Source organism: Sulfurivermis fontis (genome assembly GCF_004001245.1).
GTDB classification, from domain to species: Bacteria; Pseudomonadota; Gammaproteobacteria; order Thiohalomonadales; family Thiohalomonadaceae; genus Sulfurivermis; species Sulfurivermis fontis.
Window position 1 is genome coordinate 111,965 of record NZ_AP018724.1, and the last position, 19,128, is coordinate 131,092.

The 19,128-nt window shown below is 64.9% G+C and carries 18 protein-coding genes; 10 read left to right on the plus strand and 8 right to left on the minus strand.

Annotated elements, in window-relative coordinates:
• Positions 1–95 precede the first annotated feature (95 nt).
• Positions 96–1,250: a hypothetical protein gene (locus tag EP379_RS00595; protein ID WP_127474706.1), complete on the minus strand. Its 1,155-nt coding sequence runs from the start codon at positions 1,248–1,250 to the stop codon at positions 96–98.
• Between the two features lie 23 nt (positions 1,251–1,273).
• On the minus strand, positions 1,274–3,007 hold the full coding sequence (locus EP379_RS00600) for a sensor histidine kinase (RefSeq protein ID WP_172600328.1): 1,734 nt from the start codon (positions 3,005–3,007) through the stop codon (positions 1,274–1,276).
• 214 nt (positions 3,008–3,221) lie between these two features.
• On the opposite strand from EP379_RS00600, the gene EP379_RS00605 reads away from it, so the two are divergent.
• Positions 3,222–4,028 carry a DUF2189 domain-containing protein gene (locus EP379_RS00605; RefSeq protein WP_127474710.1) on the plus strand — a complete coding sequence of 269 codons (807 nt, stop codon included), beginning with the start codon at positions 3,222–3,224 and terminating at the stop codon, positions 4,026–4,028.
• 104 nt (positions 4,029–4,132) lie between these two features.
• Here EP379_RS00605 and rep read toward each other — a convergent pair whose 3' ends face one another.
• A complete protein-coding gene (gene rep / locus EP379_RS00610) occupies positions 4,133–6,142 on the minus strand; it encodes a DNA helicase Rep (protein WP_127474712.1) in 2,010 nt (669 codons plus the stop codon).
• A gap of 117 nt (positions 6,143–6,259) precedes the next feature.
• Between rep and EP379_RS16300 the strand changes: the two genes are divergently transcribed.
• Positions 6,260–6,430, plus strand: coding sequence for a hypothetical protein (locus tag EP379_RS16300; protein ID WP_172600329.1), 171 nt, complete (start codon positions 6,260–6,262; stop codon positions 6,428–6,430).
• Positions 6,431–6,596: 166 nt separating this feature from the next.
• On the opposite strand, the gene EP379_RS00615 is transcribed toward EP379_RS16300, so the two are convergent.
• A complete protein-coding gene (locus EP379_RS00615) occupies positions 6,597–8,099 on the minus strand; it encodes a YifB family Mg chelatase-like AAA ATPase (protein WP_127474714.1) in 1,503 nt (500 codons plus the stop codon).
• A gap of 83 nt (positions 8,100–8,182) precedes the next feature.
• Complete coding sequence (locus EP379_RS00620; RefSeq protein ID WP_127474716.1) at positions 8,183–8,425, minus strand: accessory factor UbiK family protein; 243 nt, start codon at positions 8,423–8,425, stop codon at positions 8,183–8,185.
• Positions 8,426–8,656: 231 nt separating this feature from the next.
• Between EP379_RS00620 and EP379_RS00625 the strand changes: the two genes are divergently transcribed.
• The 3 genes from EP379_RS00625 to EP379_RS00635 are packed head-to-tail and all read left to right on the plus strand — an operon-like array spanning position 8,657 to position 10,968.
• Positions 8,657–9,310, plus strand: a complete 654-nt coding sequence (locus tag EP379_RS00625; protein WP_127474719.1) for a TorF family putative porin — start codon at positions 8,657–8,659, stop codon at positions 9,308–9,310.
• A gap of 57 nt (positions 9,311–9,367) precedes the next feature.
• Positions 9,368–9,706: a P-II family nitrogen regulator gene (glnK, locus tag EP379_RS00630; protein ID WP_127474721.1), complete on the plus strand. Its 339-nt coding sequence runs from the start codon at positions 9,368–9,370 to the stop codon at positions 9,704–9,706.
• A 14-nt stretch (positions 9,707–9,720) separates the two neighbouring features.
• A complete protein-coding gene (locus EP379_RS00635; RefSeq protein WP_127474723.1) occupies positions 9,721–10,968 on the plus strand; it encodes an ammonium transporter in 1,248 nt (415 codons plus the stop codon).
• Between the two features lie 232 nt (positions 10,969–11,200).
• On the opposite strand, the gene EP379_RS00640 is transcribed toward EP379_RS00635, so the two are convergent.
• On the minus strand, positions 11,201–11,437 hold the full coding sequence (locus EP379_RS00640) for a CDGSH iron-sulfur domain-containing protein (protein ID WP_127474725.1): 237 nt from the start codon (positions 11,435–11,437) through the stop codon (positions 11,201–11,203).
• An 87-nt stretch (positions 11,438–11,524) separates the two neighbouring features.
• Here EP379_RS00640 and EP379_RS00645 point away from each other — a divergent pair, with 87 nt between their 5' ends.
• From EP379_RS00645 to EP379_RS00655, 3 genes are read left to right on the plus strand one after another with little or no spacing between them, the layout of a single operon-like run.
• Positions 11,525–12,148, plus strand: coding sequence for an ABC transporter ATP-binding protein (locus tag EP379_RS00645; RefSeq protein WP_172600330.1), 624 nt, complete (start codon positions 11,525–11,527; stop codon positions 12,146–12,148).
• Entirely contained in the window at positions 12,145–12,942 is a 798-nt protein-coding gene (locus EP379_RS00650; protein WP_127474727.1) for an ABC transporter permease, read from the plus strand. The genes EP379_RS00645 and EP379_RS00650 overlap by 4 nt, the downstream gene beginning before the upstream one ends.
• 38 nt (positions 12,943–12,980) lie before the next feature.
• Positions 12,981–13,433, plus strand: coding sequence for a DUF4124 domain-containing protein (locus tag EP379_RS00655; protein WP_127474729.1), 453 nt, complete (start codon positions 12,981–12,983; stop codon positions 13,431–13,433).
• A gap of 70 nt (positions 13,434–13,503) precedes the next feature.
• On the opposite strand, the gene speE is transcribed toward EP379_RS00655, so the two are convergent.
• Complete coding sequence (speE, locus tag EP379_RS00660) at positions 13,504–14,367, minus strand: polyamine aminopropyltransferase (protein WP_127474731.1); 864 nt, start codon at positions 14,365–14,367, stop codon at positions 13,504–13,506.
• A gap of 81 nt (positions 14,368–14,448) precedes the next feature.
• Here speE and speA point away from each other — a divergent pair, with 81 nt between their 5' ends.
• Together speA and EP379_RS00670 are read left to right on the plus strand one after the other, a co-directional pair.
• A complete protein-coding gene (gene speA / locus EP379_RS00665; protein ID WP_127474733.1) occupies positions 14,449–16,350 on the plus strand; it encodes a biosynthetic arginine decarboxylase in 1,902 nt (633 codons plus the stop codon).
• A 2-nt stretch (positions 16,351–16,352) separates the two neighbouring features.
• Positions 16,353–16,859, plus strand: a complete 507-nt coding sequence (locus EP379_RS00670) for a hypothetical protein (RefSeq protein ID WP_127474735.1) — start codon at positions 16,353–16,355, stop codon at positions 16,857–16,859.
• A gap of 169 nt (positions 16,860–17,028) precedes the next feature.
• On the opposite strand, the gene EP379_RS16595 is transcribed toward EP379_RS00670, so the two are convergent.
• The gene (locus EP379_RS16595) at positions 17,029–19,050 is read right to left on the minus strand and encodes a methyl-accepting chemotaxis protein (RefSeq protein ID WP_127474737.1); all 2,022 of its coding nucleotides are present in this window, start codon (positions 19,048–19,050) and stop codon (positions 17,029–17,031) included.
• Positions 19,051–19,128: the final 78 nt, after the last annotated feature.

Here is a 19,128-nt window from a genome sequence, read left to right on the forward strand (position 1 = left end):
GGACGAGGGTTTGTCAGCAGCGCGCATGCCAGCAGTGCCACACCGTGTTTCATGGCCGCCTCTGCGTGTTGGCGACAGTGCGGCAGCGCCCCGGCTCATTGCAGCAGTTGGCGCTCCAGTGTTTCGAGGTCGACCTTCGCTGCGGTGGGTGCCGGTTTGCCGCTGCGGCACAGCTGCTGGGCCTCTTCCGTGCTCTTGTCGAAGGCCTGCTGCCAGGTGAGGACGCAGACCTGTTGTGGGCGGTCACGCCAGCTGTCGCGGCAGGTGTCGCGGGTGAGGGTGGCATTGGCGTCGGGATTGTTGCCCATGGCCGCCTGCCAGCAGGCGGCGACGAGGTCCTGATACATCACCTGTTCGGCGGCGTCGTAACCCTGTTCCTTGACGTACCAGATGAAGCTGGGGTGGTTGGCGGCGATGACCGCCGCCTGAGCGTGACCGAGATCGAGCTGCGCTGTATCGAGCACCTTGAGGGTGACGCCGTATTGCTGCTGCAGCCACTGCCGTACCGGATAGCCGTAGGCCACCACCGGGCGGGCGGCGCCGCTGTCGCGTTGCAGCAGGAATTCCAACAGGCGCCGCGCGTAGGGGGCGTAGTAGGGATAGGTGGCCTCCAGCGTGCTGCCGGCACTGGCCGGTGCGGCAATGGGGGCGATGTCGACGATGGCCTCGTACAGGGTGACTTCCGCTGCCGCCACGCCGTTTTCCTGCAACAGAGACTCCCAGCGCTGGCTGGTCTTCGAACCGAGGTAGTCCTGTGCGGGCAGGGAATAATCGGGCGGGAAGTGCAGCAGTTGCACCGAGCGCTGTTCGGTGAGGGCCAGTCCCAGCGGCAGAAAGAAGCGCCATTCCTTGTCGTTCCACAGGCCGGCGGTTTTCAGTCGTGTCGTGGCGTCCACGCCGAGCTGGCCGATGGCGAGAAAGCGCGGCAGGCGCCGGCCGTAGTCGAGTACGCGCCAGTCGGAGCTGCGAATGGTGGCGCTGTAGTTGCCGAGGTCATTCCACACGGTGACGGCGAGATCGGGCAGGCCGTCGCGTGTGCCGCTCTGCCAGGTGTAGTGGTGGATGGTGTCGGTGAGCGACTGCGGGCTTTCCGCGCTGTTGGGCCAGGAGTAGAGCTGCCGCAGGGTTTGTTCAGTGCCCAGTGCCGCGCTGGCCTCGTACAGACTGGTGGTGGGTGCGGGGGTGGCGGCGCAGCCGGTCAGCAACAGGACGGCGAGCAGCCAGTGGCCCCAGCGGTACAGCACGTTCATCAGGCAGTATCCTCCGGTCAGGTTCAATTTCGCACGGCGGGGAGGGTGAAGTGTACTTCGGTGCCGGTATGCGGCCAGCTTTCCACCCACAGGTGGCCACCCTGCCGCTCCACCAGTTCCTTGCACAGCAGCAGGCCCAGGCCGCTGCCCGGTTCGCCGTTGGTGCCGGGTCGGCTGGAGAGTCGGGCGATGTCGAACAGCTGCGACAGCTTGTCGGCTTCGATGCCGATACCGGTATCGCGCACGGTGACGTGGATATCAAGGTGTTCACGTGCCGCCGTGACGGTGACATAGCCTTTGCGCGGCGTGAACTTGATGGCGTTGGACAGCAGGTTGTGCAGGATGGTCTGCAGCATGTGCGGGTCGGCCAAAACCAGCGTATCCGGGGTCACGCGCCGCTCCACGGTGATTTCCTTGAGTGAGGCATGCAGTGCACTGGGACCGGCGGCGCTGTCCACGGCACGGGCGAGATCCACTACCTGAGGCTGGCATTGATCCTGATCCAGTTGCAGCCGCGACCATTGCAGCAGGTTCTCCAGGAAGCGCGTCAGTTGCTGCATCGCCTCACGCAGGTTGGCGAAACGCTCGATCAGTTCGCGTTGGCCCTGCTCGCGGACCTGGCTGTCGAGGATGTTCAGCAGCGAGCCGATGGCGCTCACCGGGCCGCGCAGGTCGTGGGCGACGATGGAGAACAGACGATCCTTGCTGGCATTGGCGGTGGCGAGGCGATCGGCGGTCTGCCGCAACTCCTGCTCGGCCTCTTCGCGCTGGTCCATCTCGCGGCGCAGACGCACATTGGTGCTGGAGAGTTCGCGTGCCGATTGCTGCAACGAACGGGTCCAGTGCACGAACAGTTGGGTGCCGAAAAAGGCGATGAACAGGATCAGGATCACCACGGCCCAGTACAGCATGGTGGTGGCTTCGGCGTTGGCCAGCGCGGCCGCGCGCCAGGCGGCGGTGTCGTCGCCGGCCAGGGCGCTCTCGAGACGGTGGTGGCTGAGGGCAATGGTGAAATGCAGGTAGAGCAGTACGCCGGCGATGATGGTGCCGCCGGCCAGCAGGGTTCCGCGCGTCTCCCTTGCGCGCACCGTGATGACGCCGAGATGGCGCTCGCGCCAGCGGCTGATCATGGGGCTGAACAGGTACAGCAGTGGCGCCACCAGCAGCAGGTTCTGCAGCAGGTTGCCCAGCCACCAGCCCTGCCAGATGGGCAATAGATCATGCACGCCGAGGGCGTTGGTGTGGGTCCAGATGAAGGAGCCGGTGGCGCCGAAGATGCTGCCGACGAAGGAGATGAGGACAAAGAAGGCCAGGGCATTGCTGCTGCGCAGGTCATAGCGGATCGGGATGGCGCGGTAGGCAATGGCCAGTACCGCCAGCGACAGTGGATCGGCGAAGGCGAACAGCAGCGCCCACGCCAGCGGCATGCCCGAATACAGCGCCAGCACCAGGGTGGCGAGATAGGCCGGCACGAAGCCCCACCAGAAGCCGAACCACAGTACCCACAGGGTGGAGAAGATGAGCGGCGGGTAGATCGTGATGTAGAGGTCGACGCCGCCGAGGTGCAGGGGCAGGCCGGACCAGTCGTAGGCGATGGAGGCCAGGCCCAGGCCGATGCCGAGGGCCAGGGTGGCCAGCCAGGCCACCAGGAGGGCGGCGCCGTCGAAGTGGCGACCCAGGGGCTGCAACGCACGCAGGCTGACGGGACGGTAAAACGCGGTTGAGACCGGCCCCTCCAATCTCGTCTCCAGATCCATGGTGAATGCTTCCTGCTTGTTATTGTGCAGGCAGTGTAACGCCTGGAGCGCGTGACGCAAAACCGGGCAACAGCTTGTTATTGGGATACTTATCGTTTTCGCCGCTGCATCGAAAACGCTGATGATACCCGAGTAGAACGCTCGGGCGCATCTGCTACAGTTTGCATCAGATACCCATCCCCGGGCGTCATCCCGCAATTCCTTACTGGAGGTGATGACCATGCGACGCCCCTATCTCGAGCACTACGTTTCCCCCATGGCCATGCCGGAAATCCGCCGTGTCGACATGACGCGGCCGTGGTTCTGGCTGGCGGAAGGCTGGCGCGACTTCGTCGCCGCGCCCGGCCTGAGCCTGGCCTACGGCCTGGCGGCGACCCTGGCCTTCGCCTTGGTGTCCCTGCTGCTGGGTTCGGCCGGGTCCTGGCATTGGGCCATCGCCCTGATGCCGGGCTTTCTGTTTCTTGGCCCGGTGCTGGCGGTGGGGTTGTATGAGGTGGCCCGCCGCCGCGAAGGCGAACTGGACAGCACCCTGGACGACACCAGGCACGGCTGGCGGCGCAACACCATGACCACCTACAGCCTGGGCATCATCATGGTGCTGCTGATGCTGGCCTGGTTCGTCACCTCGATGCAGCTGACCGCGCTGTTCGTGGCCAACGCGATGGTGATGGCCCAGGTGTTCGGCGGCGCGCCGGACCTGGCCACCTTCCTTACTTCGATCACCTGGCCGATGCTCGCGGCGGTGAGCATCAGCGGCGCGCTGGCGCTGACCATCGCCTTCATGCTGACGGCGGTATCGGTGCCGCTGGCGGTGGATCACGAGGACATCGACGTGATCACCGCCATGATGGTCAGCGTGAAGGCCGTGGTGAAGAACGGGCCTGTCATGCTGCTGTGGGCGGGTTTGATCGCGGTGTTTGCCGGTATCGGCATCCTGCCGCTGTACCTCGGCCTGATCGTCACCTTCCCGCTGCTGGGTTATGCCACCTGGCATGCGTATCGAGACATCGTCGGCCAGTAGGCCGACGATGTCTCGAGGTACGGGATACGAGGGACAAGGGACGAGGGAGGTGCACGCTATGCGCGCAGTCCGTTCTTCGTATCTTGTCCTTCGTACCTGGGGCGTCAGCCCCCGAGCATGCCCTTGAGATTCGCCAACTGCGCCTTGCCGCGTTCCTGGCGCACCTCGGCCGGCAGTTCGACGCCGGTCCCTTCCCACTCCAGATCATCCTGCGGCAGTTCCGCGAGAAAACGACTGGGTTCGCAGCGTACCAGTTCACCGCCACGGCGGCGGCGGGTAGCCACGGTCATGGTGAGGGTCTTCTGCGCCCGCGTGATGCCGACATAGGCGAGGCGGCGCTCCTCTTCGATGGTGTCCAGTTCGATGCTGTTGCGGTGCGGCAGCAGTTCCTCTTCCATGCCGACCAGGAAGACATGGGGAAACTCCAGGCCCTTGGCGGCGTGCAGCGTCATCAGCCGCACATTGTCGCCGGCGGATTCCTCGTCGTTGCGATCGAGCATGTCCAGCAGGCAGATCTTGTTCACCAGCAGGGTGATGTCCGGCTCGCTGCCTTCTTCCTGTTCGGCCAGACGTTTGATCCAGTCGAGCAGTTCGTAGACGTTGCCCATGCGCCGCTCGGCGGCCTTGATATCGTTGGAGGTATCGCGCAGATAGGTCTCGTAATCGATCTCGCGCACCAGGTCGCGGATGGCCGCGATCGGATCGCCGCGTCGCGCCCGATCGCCGATGTCCACCAGCCAATGGGCGAACTGTTCCACGCGTTCATAGGCGCGTTCGGAAAGCTGCTGCTTCAACCCCAGCTCGAAGCAGGCGGTGAACAGGGAAACGCCGCGGCTGCCGGCATAGGCGACGAGTTTTTCCAGCGTGGACGGGCCGATCTCGCGCCGCGGCGTGTTCACCGCGCGCAGGAAGGCCGTGTCGTCGTCGGGGTTGACCAGCAGCTTGAGATAGGCCAGCACGTCCTTCACTTCCGTATAGGCGAAGAACGAGGCGCCGCCGGACAGGGTGTAGGGGATACGCTGTTCGCGCAGGGCCTTTTCGAACAGGCGCGACTGGTGGTTGCCGCGATACAGGATCGCATAGTCGCGGTATTCGGTGCGGTGCTTGAACTTGTGGCTGATGATCAGGCCCACCACCTTGGCCGCCTCGTCCTCCTCGTCGGCGCAGGAGACGATGCGGATCGGATCGCCGTAGCCCAGCTCGCTCCACAGCTTTTTGTCGAACACATGCGGGTTGTTGGCGATGAGTTGGTTGGCGGCCTTGAGTATGCGTCCGGTGGAGCGGTAGTTCTGCTCCAGCTTGATTACCTTCAGGCGCGGGAAGTCCTGGCTGAGCAGGGCCAGGTTCTCCGGCTGCGCGCCGCGCCAGGCATAGATGGACTGATCGTCGTCACCCACCACGGTGAGCGCGGCGCGAGCCCCCACCAGCAGTTTCACCAGCTGGTACTGGGTGGCATTGGTGTCCTGGTATTCGTCCACCAGCAGATAGCGGATGCGGTTCTGCCAACGCTCCAGCACCTCGGGGTGCTGCATGAACAGTCGCACCGGCAGCATGATCAGGTCGTCGAAGTCGAGGGCGTTGTAGGCCTTGAGGTGGCGGTTGTACTCGCCGTAGATGCGCGCGGCGCGCATCTCGCCGTCGCTGCTCGCCAGGGTGACGGCCTGCTCCGGCGTGGTGAAGGCATTCTTCCAGCGCGAGATCTGCTGCTGCAGTTCCTTGAGCAGGTCCTCGTTGACGTTCTCCTTGCGCAGCAGTTCCTTGATCAGGTTGCCGCTGTCGGTGGCGTCGAAGATGGAAAAGGATGGCTTGTAGCCCAGATGCTTGCCCTCGCGGCGGATGATGTCGAGGCCGAGGGTGTGGAAGGTGGAGACGCGCAGCCCGCGGCTCTCCTTGCCGGCAAGCAGCTTGCCGGCGCGTTCCTTCATCTCGCGTGCCGCCTTGTTGGTGAAGGTGACGGCGGCGATGTGTTGCGGGGAAATGCCACAGGATTGGATCAGCCAGGCGATCTTCTGCGTGATGACGCGTGTCTTGCCGCTACCGGCCCCGGCCAGGACCAGGAGGGGACCGTCGATGTAGCGCACGGCTTCATGCTGGCGCGGATTGAGATTGGACACGGGCGGTTTCGGCAGCGGCGGTTGGCAAGCGGGCGCGTATTGTAGCAGCGCAGGCCTTTACCTGAACGCCGACCTGGTTCATTCTGATGGTCCTCATGCAAACAGGGATATCGGTCGATGCGGGACGATCTCGACAAGGCGGAGCGCCAGTGGCGCGAGCGCAGCCTGTTCCGGCGCCGCCGGGGCGGCGGGCGCTGGTGGCGCTGGCTGCTGCTCATCGCCGTGGCATGCGCGCTGCTGGTGTGGCAGGAGGAAACCCTGGCCTGGCTGGCAGGGGTACTGGGATAGAAACCCCGCCGGCCGCTGAGGTGCACCGATCGCCATGGAACGGGTCCATGCGGTTGGCCGCCATTTTTCAACGACGATAAGTCGTTGAAAAATGAAGCCAAGCGAAAATCACGCTTTTCGCTTGGCGTGGTCTGAGAAGTCCAGGATGGACTTATTCAGACCTTCCCTAACTGCGCTCCAGTCGCCGGTAGGCCAGCGCCTCGGTGAGATGCGGTAGTTCCACCGTTTTGCTCCCGGCGAGGTCGGCCACCGTGCGCGCCACACGGATGATGCGAAAATAGGCGCGTGCCGACAGGCCCAGCCGATCCACGGCACGGTCCAGCAGGTCCAGTTCCCGATCACCCAGCTTGCACAGCCTGCCGCATTCGCGGTTGCTCAGCTCGCTGTTGTTCTTGCCCTGACGTTCCAGCTGGCGCTCGCGTGCCGCCGTCACCCGGCTGCGCACCGTGGCGCTGTCTTCGGCGCTGTTTTCGCTGTTGCGCAGCGCCTCCTGCGGCAGGCTGGGCACCTCGATCTGCAGGTCGATGCGATCCAGCAGCGGACCGGAGATGCGTGCCCGATAGCGCTGGATCTGTTCGCGCGTGCAGTGGCAGCGGCCGCTGGGATGGCCGAGGTAGCCGCAGGGGCAGGGATTCATCGCCGCCACCAGCTGGAAGCGGGCGGGAAACTCCGCCTGGCGCGCGGCGCGCGAGATGGTGATGCGGCCCGACTCCAGCGGCTCGCGCAGCACTTCCAGCACCTTGCGATCGAACTCCGGCAGCTCGTCGAGAAACAGCACACCGTGGTGGGCCAGGGAGATCTCGCCCGGCCGCGGGTGGCTGCCGCCACCCACCAGTGCCACCCCGGAGGCGGTGTGGTGCGGGGCGCGAAACGTGCGCCGCCCCCAGTGGGCGGCGTTGAAGCCGTGGTCGCTGATGGAGGCGATGGCGGCGGCCTCCAGCGCCTCCTCTTCGCTCAGCGGCGGCAGGATGCCGGGCAGGCGGCTGGCCAGCATGGTCTTGCCGGTGCCGGGCGGGCCGAGCATGAGCAGGCTGTGCCCGCCGGCGGCGGCCACTTCGAGGGCGCGGCGCGCCTGGTGCTGGCCGCGCACGTCGGCCAGGTCGGGGAGATCGGGGGGGCTGTGTGGCGGCAATTGCAGGACGTGCGGAGTGATCAGGGTGTGTCCGCGCAGATGGGCGCACACCTCCAGCAGGTGGCTGGCCGGCAGCACGGTGACGTCACTCACCAGCGCGGCCTCGTCGGCATTGGCGGCGGGCACCACCAGGGCGCGCCCGCGTTCGCGCGCCTTGAGCGCCGCCGGCAGCACGCCGCGCACCGGGCGCAGTTCGCCGGACAGCGCCAGTTCACCGAGAAACTCGTAGCGCGGCAGCCCCTCCTGCGGCAGCTGCCCGGAGGCGGCCAGCAGGCCAATCGCGATGGGCAGATCGAAACGTCCGCCTTCCTTGGGCAGGTCGGCGGGGGCGAGATTGATGGTGATGCGGCGGGCGGGAAACTCGAAACGGGAGGTGAGCAGGGCGCCGCGCACGCGGTCCTTGCTCTCCTTCACCGCCGCCTCGGGCAGGCCGACGATGGACAGGGCGGGCAGCCCGTTGGCGAGGTGGATTTCCACCGCCACCGGCGGGGCATCGATGCCCACGGCGGCGCGGCTGTGCACGATGGCAAGTGACATGGCTTCCGTTCCGTTGTTGCGCGCGGGTATCGGTGCCCGCGGATGACTGACCTCGAGGCCGGCCCGTTGTTGCCGGGCGGTGCCTACGCCAGGCGCTGCTCCAGCTCGGCAATCTTTCTTTCCAGCTCTTCCAGTTTGGCGCGGCTGCGTGCCAGCACGCGCGCCTGCGCGTCGAATTCGTCGCGCGTCACCAGGTCGAGCTTTTCCAGCCGCGCGCGCAGCACGGCATTGAAATTGTGTTCCAGATCCTGCCGCAGCGCGTGCAGTCCAGGCGGCAGCGCGGCCGCGAGACGTTGCGCCAGATCGTCGATGAAATGGGTATCCATGAGGGCCTCCGTTGTATCGCAAGTGTACGCGATCACGCCGTCGTTGCGTGCGCCAAAACGGTGCGCGGCGCAAACGGCAGCGGTCCATCCTGGTGCGGCCGTTTTTTACGGCCGCCGGCAGGCCTGCGCAACACCATGAAATAAAAAGAAATTCATGGTTGGCACAGGCGATGCAATTGTTCTCTTGCGCAGGCATTGACCCGCAATCCATCCAACCTGAGGAGAGAAACAATGAGCAGCATGTTCCGCAAGTCCGTACTCGGTTCCGCCATCGCCCTGGGTCTGCTGGCCAGCGGCCAGGCCGCCGCCGAGCTGAGCGCCAACGTCGGTTTCGCGTCCGAATACATCTTCCGTGGCATCTACCAGGCCGAGTCCAGTGCCTCCGCCGGCGTCGACTATGGTCATGAGAGCGGCCTCTACGTGGGCACCTGGGCCGCCGACGTGAACAACGGCATCGAATACGACATCTACGGTGGCTACAACGGCGCCGTCGGTGACCTGAGCTACGGTGTCGGCTTCACCGGCTACTACTACAGCGATGACTTCGACGGCAGCTACGAGGAGCTCAACCTGAGCGCCGGTTACGGTCCCTTCACCGTCACCCACAACATCGGAACCTACAACGGCAGCGACATCGGCGGCACCGACGCCGACTACACCTTCACCACCGTGAAGGCCGAGTACAAGGGCCTGTATGCCCTGTACGGCACCTACGGTGACGAGGCCGACGGCAGCTATGTGCAGGTGGGCTACGACACCGACGTGTCCGGTTTCACTGTCGGCGGCTATCTGCTGAAGAACGACGAAGACCTCGACAACAACAGCGCCGACGGCGATGGCGAAACCCGCCTGGTGTTCACCGTCAACAAGGCCTTCGATCTCTGATCCATGACAGGTCATGCCGGGCCGCAGCCGCGGCCCGGCCCCTAAAGGAGGACAACGATGAAACTGGTAACTGCAATCATCAAGCCGTTCAAGCTCGATGACGTGCGTGAGGCCTTGTCGGAGATCGGCGTGCAGGGCATCACCGTCACCGAGGTGAAGGGTTTCGGGCGGCAGAAGGGCCACACCGAGCTGTATCGCGGCGCGGAGTACGTGGTCGATTTTCTGCCCAAGGTGAAGGTTGAAGCCGCGGTGAAGGCCGACATGGTGGATCAGGTGATCGAGGCGGTACGCAAGGCCGCCAACACCGGCAAGATCGGCGACGGCAAGATCTTCGTATTCGATCTGGAACAGACGGTGCGTATCCGCACCGGCGAAACCGGCCCGGACGCCCTGTAACGGAGGATGCGACGATGGAAGCTGTGACAGAAATGAAATATGCGCTGGATACCTTCTACTTCCTGGTATCCGGTGCATTGGTAATGTGGATGGCGGCTGGCTTCGCCATGCTCGAGGCGGGCCTGGTGCGCGCCAAGAACACCGCTGAAATTCTGACCAAGAACATCGTGCTGTATGCGGTGGCCTGCATCATGTACATGATCGTCGGCTACAACATCATGTACGGTGACGGCGTCAACTCGGTGATTCCCAGCCTGAGCTTCCTGCTCGGCGGCGACAACACCGTGGAAGAAGTGCTGGCCGGCGGTGAGGATGCACCCTACTACTCCAACATGTCGGACTTCTTCTTCCAGGTGGTGTTCGTGGCCACCGCCATGTCCATCGTGTCCGGTGCCGTGGCCGAGCGCATGAAGCTGTGGGCCTTCCTGGCCTTCGCCGTGGTGATGACAGGCTTCATCTATCCGGTGCAGGGTTTCTGGAAGTGGGGCGGCGGTTTCCTCGACGGCCTGGGTTTCCTGGACTTCGCCGGTTCCGGCGTGGTGCATCTGGCCGGTGCCACCGCGGCACTGGCCGGCGTGCTGCTGCTCGGTGCGCGCAAGGGCAAGTACGGCCCCAATGGTGAGGTGAACGCCATCCCCGGCGCCAACCTGCCGCTGGCCACCCTGGGTACCTTCATCCTGTGGCTGGGCTGGTTCGGCTTCAACGGCGGTTCCGAGCTGAAGGTGTCCGACGTGGGCGAGGCCAATGCCGTGGCGCTGGTGTTCGTCAACACCAATATGGCCGCCGCCGGCGGTGTGGTGGCGGCGCTGATCACCGCGCGTCTGCTGTTCGGCAAGGCTGACCTGACCATGGCGCTGAACGGTGCCCTGGCCGGTCTGGTGGCGATTACCGCCGAGCCGCTGGCTCCGACCCCGTTGCTCGCCACCGTGGTGGGTGCGGTCGGTGGCGTGCTGGTGGTGTTCTCCATCATCACCCTGGACAAGCTGAAGATCGACGACCCGGTCGGCGCCATCTCCGTGCACGGCGTGGTCGGCATCTGGGGCCTGCTGGCGGTGACGCTGAGCAACGAAGAGTCCTCGCTGCTGTCCCAGCTCATCGGTATCGGCGTGATCTTCGCCTGGGTGTTCGGCACGGCCTTCGTCACCTGGCTGATCATCAAGGCCGTCATGGGCCTGCGTGTCAGCGAGGAAGAGGAATACAACGGTGTCGACCTCACCGAGTGTGGCCTGGAGGCCTATCCGGAATTCACTTCCAGCAAGTAAGCGCTCTCCTCCTAGGCGCATTGGCGGGCATCGCAAGATGCCCGCTGTTTTTTTGCCTTCGGTAAAGTAGTGGCTGGGGAGGCGTGTGTTTGCGGTTTGAGATTAGGTACGAGGGACTAGGGACGAGATACGAGGAAGGAACGCGCTACGCTCGTGTCGATTCGTACCGACGATCGTGGGTACAGCGCTCATCTCCCTCGCATCTTGCGCCACGTATCTCGTACCTGGCGGTTTACAGCCCCTTGTGCGTGCCGTCGCAGTGCGGCGCCTTGCCGCTGCGGCGGCAGCCGCACAGCCATACCTTGCCCTTTTCACTCAGGGTGAATTTCTGCGGGCTGAGACCGGTACCCTGGTGGGAACCGTCGCAGAAGGGCTGGTTCTTCGAGCGGCCGCAGGCGCACCACCAGTAATCGCCAGCCTCCAGTTCCAGTACATAGGGTTTTTTCTGGGTGATCTCGGGTTCGCTCATGCTGGCCTCGTTCTGTTTTGTGTGGTTGATCCCGTAGAATGAAACCACGCCGCAACGCGTGGCGTCTTCCCCAAGTATGGGGGAGGAATGACCAATTCCAAGCGGGAGACGATCCTGAGCCTGTTACGACTTGAAGGCGTGGCCAGCCACGCCATGAGCATCCCGGCGCTGGAGGTGGCGGCGGGGGAATGCGTCTGCATTTCGGGACCCTCCGGCGCCGGCAAGAGCCTGTTGCTGCGCGCCATCGCCGACCTCGACCCCCATGACGGCCGGGTCTGGCTGGACGGGCGTGAGGCGCGCGAATACAGGCCGTGGGACTGGCGCCGTCTGGTCGGGCTGCTGCCGGCGGAGAGCCAGTGGTGGCGCGAGCGGGTAGGCGAGCATTTTGCGGAGGTGGACGAGGCGCAGTGGCGGGCCCTGGGCTTGGGCCGCGAAACCCTGGACTGGCAGGTGGCGCGCTGTTCCACCGGCGAGCGCCAGCGTCTGGCTTTGCTGCGCCTGCTGGCCAACCAGCCGCGCGTGTTGCTGCTGGACGAGCCGACGGCGGCCCTCGATCCGGCCTCGGTACAGCGGGTCGAGGCGCTGGTGGCCGCCTACCGCGAGCAGCGACAGGCGGCGGTACTGTGGGTGAGCCATGATCCGGCGCAGATGCAGCGCGTGGCCAGCCGCCAGATCCGCATCGTGGCCGGCAGGCTGGAGGAGGCGGCATGAGTGTCATCGCGCTGTCTCCCTTTGACCTCGGCCTGGCGGCACTGCTGGTGTTGCTGCTGGCCGGCTTGTCCTGGCGCCTGCAACTGGCCATGGAGCGCAAGTTGCTCGTGGCTGCCCTGCGCACCACCATCCAGCTTCTGCTCATCGGTCTGGTGCTCAAGGCGCTGTTCGACAACGCGCAGTGGTGGTGGGTGAGCCTGATGGCTCTCATCATGCTGGCGGTGGCGGGGCGCGAGGTGATGGCGCGGCAGCAGCGCCGCTTCAGCGGCTGGCGCGGTTACGGCGTCGGCACCAGCGCCATGTTTGTATCGTCATTTACCGTCACGGTGATGGCCCTGATCGTGATCATCGGCAATGACCCCTGGTACAAACCGCAATATGCCATTCCGCTGCTTGGTATGGTCTTGGGAAATACCATGAATGGCATTGCACTCGGCATGGACCGCCTCACCAACGGTGCCTGGCAGCAGCGCGCGGTGATCGAGGCACGGCTGATGCTCGGCCAGAATGCCATGGAGGCGGTGAGCGACCTGCGCCGCGAGGCGATGCGCGTCGGCATGATCCCGATGATCAATTCCATGGCCGCCGCCGGCGTGGTCAGCCTGCCCGGCATGATGACCGGCCAGATCCTCGCCGGCACACCGCCGCTGGAGGCGGTGAAATACCAGATCCTGGTGATGTTCCTCATCACCGCCGGCACCGGTTTCGGCACCATGGTGGCGGTATGGCGCGGCGCGCGCGGCCTGTTCGACGAGCGTGACCGGCTGCGGCTGGAGCGGTTGTCCGGTCCGTAGCCCGTGACGTGGCGTCGTTGAAGATCAAGGAGGTGTCCATGCATTTACGTTTGACGCTGTTGCTGATGTCAGTGTGCCTGGCGCCGGCCTTTGCCGCCGGTGTCTACAAGTGGGTAGATGAGCAGGGCCAGGTGCACTTCGGTGAACGACCGCCGGCACGGGCACAGGCGCAGGAACTGCAGCTGAAGGTGCTGCCAGCGGCGCCTGCCGCGACCCCGACCGAGGCGGAACGGCGCGACAACGAACAGCGCCTGCTGCGGGCCTTCGAAGAGGAGCGCGAGCTGAAGAAGGCGCAGGAGGAGCAGAGCCGGAAAGAGCAGGCGCAGCGCGAACGCAACTGTATCCTGGCGCGCGACCGCCTGCGCCGTTATCGCAGCGCCGGCAGCCTGTACAACCTGGATCAGCAGGGTAACCGCGTCACCCTCGGCGAGAATGAGCGCGCGGCGGCGGAGCAGCGCGCCGAGCAGGATGTGGCGCGCTGGTGCGACTGAGCCCCGAGTGGTTACGCCGCGCAGCACCCAGCCCGAAGTCAGGCGGGGCAGGCTGAAGCCCGCCCTGTGATCAGCCGGCGATTTTTGCGAATGCCTCTTTCATGAACGGCGGCAGGGCCAGCGCGCCCTGGTGCACCTCGGCGCTGTAGTAGCGGGTGGGGAAGGGTTTGGCCACGGCGTCGGCAATGCGGAATCCCTTGAAGGCGTGTTTGGCGGCCATGGTGCAGGTCCACCAGCCGGAGGGGTACACCGGCTGCGGGAAGTGCAGGGTCTGCACGTCGGCATAGCCGGCGCCGCGCATGGCCTTGTGCATGTCGGTGAGGATCTGCATGTTGAGCAGGGGCGACTCGCTCTGTTGCACGATGATGCCATCGTCCCCCAGCGCGCGGTGGCAATCGCGGAAGAACGGCTCGGAGAACAGGCCGATGGCCGGGCCCACCGGGTCGGTGCTGTCGACGATGATCACGTCATAGCTGCCGGGCGTCGCCTCCTGCACCCACTGGATGCCGTCGGCGAAGTGCAGTTCGGCGCGCGGGTCGTTGTTGGATTCGCACAGTTCGGGGAAGAACCTTTCCGCGGCGCGGGTGACGCCGGCATCGATATCCACCTGCTGCACCTGCGCCACCTCCGGATGGCGCAGCACCTCGCGCAGGGTGCCGCAATCGCCGCCGCCGATGATCAGTACGCGCTTCGGATTCGGATGGGTGAACAGCACCGGGTGGGCCAGCATCTCGTGGTAGAGATAGTTGTCGCGTGCGGTGAGCATGATGTAGCCGTCGATCACCATCAGGTTGCCGAAACCTTCGGTGCCGTAGACCTCGATCTTCTGGAACGGCGTCTGTTCCTCGTGCAGCTTGCCGGTGATCTTGAGGGAAAAGGTGGAACCGTCGGCGGTGGGGTTTTCGGTGAACCAGAGAGTATCATCCAGGGCCATGGCTGCTCCGCGCTATTCAGTATGTGAGTATTCGCCTATATTGTCTCCCGGTAGTCATTCATCTTCAACTTCGGCGGCGACATGGGCGATTGGGATCAGGACAAGGCGCGCGAAACCTATGGTATACCGCACTGGAGCGGCGGCTACTTCGATGTCAATGCCGCGGGCCATCTCGTCGCGCGACCGGATCGCAACCAGGCCAGTCCCGGTATCGACTGCTTCGCCCTGGTCGATGACCTGCGCCAGGCCGGGCTCACCCTGCCGGTGCTGGTGCGTTTTACCGACATTCTGCGTGATCGTGTCGATGTGCTGTGCCAGTCATTCCAGCGCGCCATGGTGGAAGATGATTACCGTGGCGGTTACACCGCCGTGTATCCCATCAAGGTCAACCAGCAGCGCAGCGTGGTGGAGGAAATCCTCCGTCATGGTGGCCGCCGCGTCGGCCTGGAGGCGGGTTCCAAGCCGGAGCTGATGGCGGTGCTGGCCCTGTCCGATGCCGAGGGCGGCACTGTGGTGTGCAACGGCTACAAGGATCGCGAGTACATCCGTCTGGCCCTTATCGGCCTGCGCCTCGGTCTGCGCATTTTCATCGTGGTGGAAAAGCTCTCCGAGCTGGAGCTGGTGATCGAGGAATCGCAGGCCCTCGGTATCGCGCCCCTGCTCGGTGTACGGGTGCGCCTCGCCTCCATCGGCGCCGGCAAGTGGCAGAACACCGGTGGCGAAAAGGCCAAGTTCGGCCTGTCGGCGGCGCAGATCCTGCGTGTGGTGCAGCGCCTGCAGGAGGTGGACATGCTCGGCGCCCTGCAGATGATCCACTTCCACATGGGCTCGCAGGTGGCCAATATCCGCGACATCCAGCGCAGCATGCGCGAGTGCGCGCGCCACTATGCCGAGCTGCGCGCCATGGATGTGGATATCCGTTATGTCGACGTGGGCGGTGGCCTGGGCATCGATTACGAAGGCAGCCGCTCGCGCAGCGATTGCTCCATGAACTACGGCGTGCAGGAATATGCCAACGACGTGGTGCATGCGCTGTGGGAGATATGCGAGGAACAAAACCTGCCGCATCCGCACATCATCACCGAGTCGGGCCGCGCCATGACGGCGCATCACGCCGCCTTGTTCACCCAGGTCATCGATCAGGAGCAGGCACCGGCGCCGCGCGAGGTCATGCCGGCGGCGCCGGATGAGCCGGTGATCATCGCCAACCTTTGGCAGGGGCTGTGCAATGTGCGCGACGGCGGCAGTGCCCGCTCGCTGGTCGAGGCGTACCACGACGCCGTGTACTGGCTGGCCGAGGCGCAAGGCATGTATCAGCACGGCGTCATCACCCTGGAGCAGCGGGCGCGCGTGGAGGAACTGTACTTCGCCATCTGCCAGCAGGTGCGCAGCCGCCTGCAACCGGGAGTGCGCGCGCACCGCGAGGTGCTGGACGAGCTGAACGAAAAACTGGCCGACAAGTATTTCTGCAATTTTTCCCTGTTCCAGTCCCTGCCCGATGCCTGGGGTATCGATCAGGTGTTCCCGGTGCTGCCGTTGCACCGCCTGAACGAGCGCCCGCCGCGCCGCGCCGTATTGCAGGATATCACCTGCGACTCGGACGGTCGCATCGATCACTACATCGATCACGACAGTCTGGAAACCACCCTGCCGGTGCATGGCCTGCGTCCGGGCGAGTCCTATGTGATGGGTATGTTCCTGCTTGGCGCCTATCAGGAAATCCTCGGCGACCTGCACAACCTGTTCGGTGACACCGATTCGGTGAATGTGGAGCTGCTGCCCGATGGCAGCTACCGTCTCACCGCCGCGCAGCTGGGCGATACCGTGGATCGGGTGCTGCGCTACGTGAATTACGATACCGCGCTGTTGCAGGCGGCCTATCAGGCCAAGCTGGCGGCAGCCGATCTGAGCGCGGACGAACGGGCACGCTTTGCCGATGCGCTGGATGCCGGCCTGGCCGGCTACACCTACCTGGAAGAGTGAGCATGGCCGAAGCCGTACGCAAATTCATGGCCGGCGACGCGGTCGCTTATGTGGATACCTACCGGCGCCTGATCATGAACACGCCGGGCGACATCTCCGCCGCCAAGGAGCGGCTGGAGGCGCGCATGCGCGAGATGAATCTGGTGCCATCACGCCTGTATGCCGAATTGCGCGCCCATGAGCATGCCCTCAATTTCGTGTTGAAGAAGCAGGAGCCGGGCATGGTGGTGCTGGGCGAGGCGCGCGACGACAGCGAGAGTGCCGCCGGGGTGGCTGCCCACGATGAGGAAAAACGCCGCCTGGAGGATGAGGTATCCGAACTGCGGCGCAACCTGAAGCGCGCCGCCCAGCAGCAGCATGAGCTGGAGGCCGAGCTGATCGTGCAGAGCCAGGAGGTGGCGCGGCTGAAGAACAAACTGGCGCAGACCTACAACTCCGTGGCCGTGGGCGGCGTTGCGGTGGTGGTGGTGCTGGCGGTGTTGTTCGGCATCATCGCCTTCCGCGGCTGATGGTGCCCCAGTGAAGAGTGAAAAGCCTGCAACGCAGAGGCGCAAAGGACGCCAAGGCCGCAAAGAGTTTCAACGGCGGCGCGGCTCTGCCCGTACGCCGCCGCGCGGCGGAGCGGTTCCTGCGAACACCAGTGAAACGTTGCATCCGGACGTTTGATGGCTTTTTCCGTCATACCCGGAACACGGCCACCATACCGTTCAGCTCCTCCGCCAGACGGGCCAGTTCGGTGCTGGAGGAGGCCGTCTGGGTGGAGGCGGCGGCGTTCTGATCCGACACCTGGGCGATTTGCGTCACGTTGCGGTTGATCTCCTCGGCCACGGTGGCCTGCTCCTCGGCGGCGGCGGCGATCTGCGCGCTCATGTCGGCGATGGTGGCCACCGAGCGGGTGATGGAGTCCAGCGCCTCGCCAGCACGGGCCGCCATGGCCACGCCTTCCTCGGTCTTGCTCTCGCTGGCCACCATGGCCTGCACGGCCTGGCGTGCACCCGATTGCAGGCGTTCGATCATTGCCTGGATCTCCTGCGTCGATTGCTGGGTACGTCCCGCCAGGGTGCGCACCTCATCGGCCACCACGGCAAAGCCGCGGCCCTGCTCGCCGGCGCGCGCGGCCTCGATGGCGGCGTTGAGGGCGAGCAGGTTGGTCTGTTCGGCGATGGTGCGGATTACGTCCAGCACCTTGCCGATCTCCTCACTGTCCTCGCCCAGCTTGCGCACGACACCGGCAGCGCTGCGGATTTCCTCGGCCAGGGCATTGATGGTTTTCACCGTATCGCGCACCACGCCGTGGCCGGTGTGCGATTCCTGCTGGGCGTTGCGTGTCGCATCGGAGGTGGAGGCGGCGCTGCGCGCCACCTCCTGCACGGTGGCGCTCATCTGGTTCACTGCCGTGGCCACCTGATCGGTCTGCGCCAGTTGTTCGTTGATGCCCTGGTTGGTCTGCTCGCTGACCGCCGACAGCTCTTCCGCCGCCGTGGCCACCTGGTGGGTGGAGCGCAATACGTTGCCCACCAGTTCGCGGAAGCGGCTGGCCATGGCATTCACCTGATCGGCGATGTGGCGGATTTCATCGCGCGTCTGCAGGGTCAGGTTCACGGTAAGGTCGCCGTCGGCCATGCGGTGGATGGCGTCCTTGAGATCGGCGATGGAACGCAGCACGGCCATATAGAAGGCCGAGAAGATGTATACCATCGCCAACAGCACGCTCAGCATCACGGCCAGGGTCACGGCCTTGATGTTGTTGTAGTCGGCGATGCGCTGGGTCAGCAGCCCATCCAGGGTGGGCACGATGAGATCGAACAGGCCGAAGACGGCGTCGATGGCGCGGGTGCTCTGATCGAAGATCTCGGCGGCGCTGACGCTGACTTGATCCTGCTCCAGCATGCCGTTGATGAGGGTGGTATAGCTGGCGACGGTGCTCGCTGCCTGTGCGCCCGCCTGTTGCAGCCTGCCGGCCAGGGCCGGGTTTTCGCGCATGGCCGTGGTCAGGTTGTAGTTCAGAGCCTTTTCCGCCTCGCGGATGCGATCGATGCGGATCGCCAGCTGCGCCCAGCTCTGCGGTGTGAAGGCGTGCCGCGCCGCGACGCCGGAACCGATGGCGCGCGACTGCCCCATGCCCTCGGTGAGCGCCGGCAGGCGCGCCACCATCAGGTCCATCAGGTAGTAGCTGTCCAGTTCCGGGTCGAGGATCAGGTTGGAGGTGTCGGCGAGGTAGGTGATGAAGTCACGCAGGCCCTCGATGAGGGCGGTGTGGCGCTCGAAGCTCTGCGGCGGGGTGTAGGTGGTGACTTCGCCTTTCAGCGTATTCCATTGCCGCTCCAGCGTGGCGAGCTTGTCGCCGCTCTTGAGGGCGCTGCCCAGACGTTGATCGACGCTGCGCAGGGTGGCGAAATGGGCGTCGATGGCGGCCTGACGCTGTGCCATGCGCTCACGGAAGCTGGCGTCGCCGTTGAGGAAGGCGGCGCTCATGCCGCGGTGCTGCTGGATGTCCTGGATCGGCTTGCGCAGCTGGGCGATGTACTCGACGCCGAGCCGCTCCTGTTCCATGAAGCGGATGCGCTGGTTGACCTCGTTGACGAGGAAATAGCCCATCACCACCAGGGGCGCCAGGAAGATCACACCGATGAACAGGAACTTGTGCGGATAGCGCAAACGGTTGAGCAGCCCGATGCCGGGCCTGAAGACTATGTCCATATTCCCCCCTTTCCTTGCAAAGCGCCAACGGCGCCAGGTCGTGTTACCCGCGTGTGGTACGTCTATTGTTGGACGGCC

Bases quoted from the DNA above. Each gene is read 5' to 3' on its own strand.
- EP379_RS00595 (WP_127474706.1), bottom strand. From the start codon at position 1,250: ATGAACGTGCTGTACCGCTGGGGCCACTGGCTGCTCGCCGTCCTGTTG.
- EP379_RS00600 (WP_172600328.1), bottom strand. From the start codon at position 3,007: ATGGATCTGGAGACGAGATTGGAGGGGCCGGTCTCAACCGCGTTTTAC.
- EP379_RS00605 (WP_127474710.1), top strand. From the start codon at position 3,222: ATGACCATGCGACGCCCCTATCTCGAGCACTACGTTTCCCCCATGGCC.
- EP379_RS16300 (WP_172600329.1), top strand. From the start codon at position 6,260: ATGCGGGACGATCTCGACAAGGCGGAGCGCCAGTGGCGCGAGCGCAGC.
- EP379_RS00615 (WP_127474714.1), bottom strand. From the start codon at position 8,099: ATGTCACTTGCCATCGTGCACAGCCGCGCCGCCGTGGGCATCGATGCC.
- EP379_RS00620 (WP_127474716.1), bottom strand. From the start codon at position 8,425: ATGGATACCCATTTCATCGACGATCTGGCGCAACGTCTCGCGGCCGCG.
- EP379_RS00625 (WP_127474719.1), top strand. From the start codon at position 8,657: ATGAGCAGCATGTTCCGCAAGTCCGTACTCGGTTCCGCCATCGCCCTG.
- glnK (WP_127474721.1), top strand. From the start codon at position 9,368: ATGAAACTGGTAACTGCAATCATCAAGCCGTTCAAGCTCGATGACGTG.
- EP379_RS00635 (WP_127474723.1), top strand. From the start codon at position 9,721: ATGGAAGCTGTGACAGAAATGAAATATGCGCTGGATACCTTCTACTTC.
- EP379_RS00640 (WP_127474725.1), bottom strand. From the start codon at position 11,437: ATGAGCGAACCCGAGATCACCCAGAAAAAACCCTATGTACTGGAACTG.
- EP379_RS00645 (WP_172600330.1), top strand. From the start codon at position 11,525: ATGACCAATTCCAAGCGGGAGACGATCCTGAGCCTGTTACGACTTGAA.
- EP379_RS00650 (WP_127474727.1), top strand. From the start codon at position 12,145: ATGAGTGTCATCGCGCTGTCTCCCTTTGACCTCGGCCTGGCGGCACTG.
- EP379_RS00655 (WP_127474729.1), top strand. From the start codon at position 12,981: ATGCATTTACGTTTGACGCTGTTGCTGATGTCAGTGTGCCTGGCGCCG.
- speE (WP_127474731.1), bottom strand. From the start codon at position 14,367: ATGGCCCTGGATGATACTCTCTGGTTCACCGAAAACCCCACCGCCGAC.
- speA (WP_127474733.1), top strand. From the start codon at position 14,449: ATGGGCGATTGGGATCAGGACAAGGCGCGCGAAACCTATGGTATACCG.
- EP379_RS00670 (WP_127474735.1), top strand. From the start codon at position 16,353: ATGGCCGAAGCCGTACGCAAATTCATGGCCGGCGACGCGGTCGCTTAT.
- EP379_RS16595 (WP_127474737.1), bottom strand. From the start codon at position 19,050: ATGGACATAGTCTTCAGGCCCGGCATCGGGCTGCTCAACCGTTTGCGC.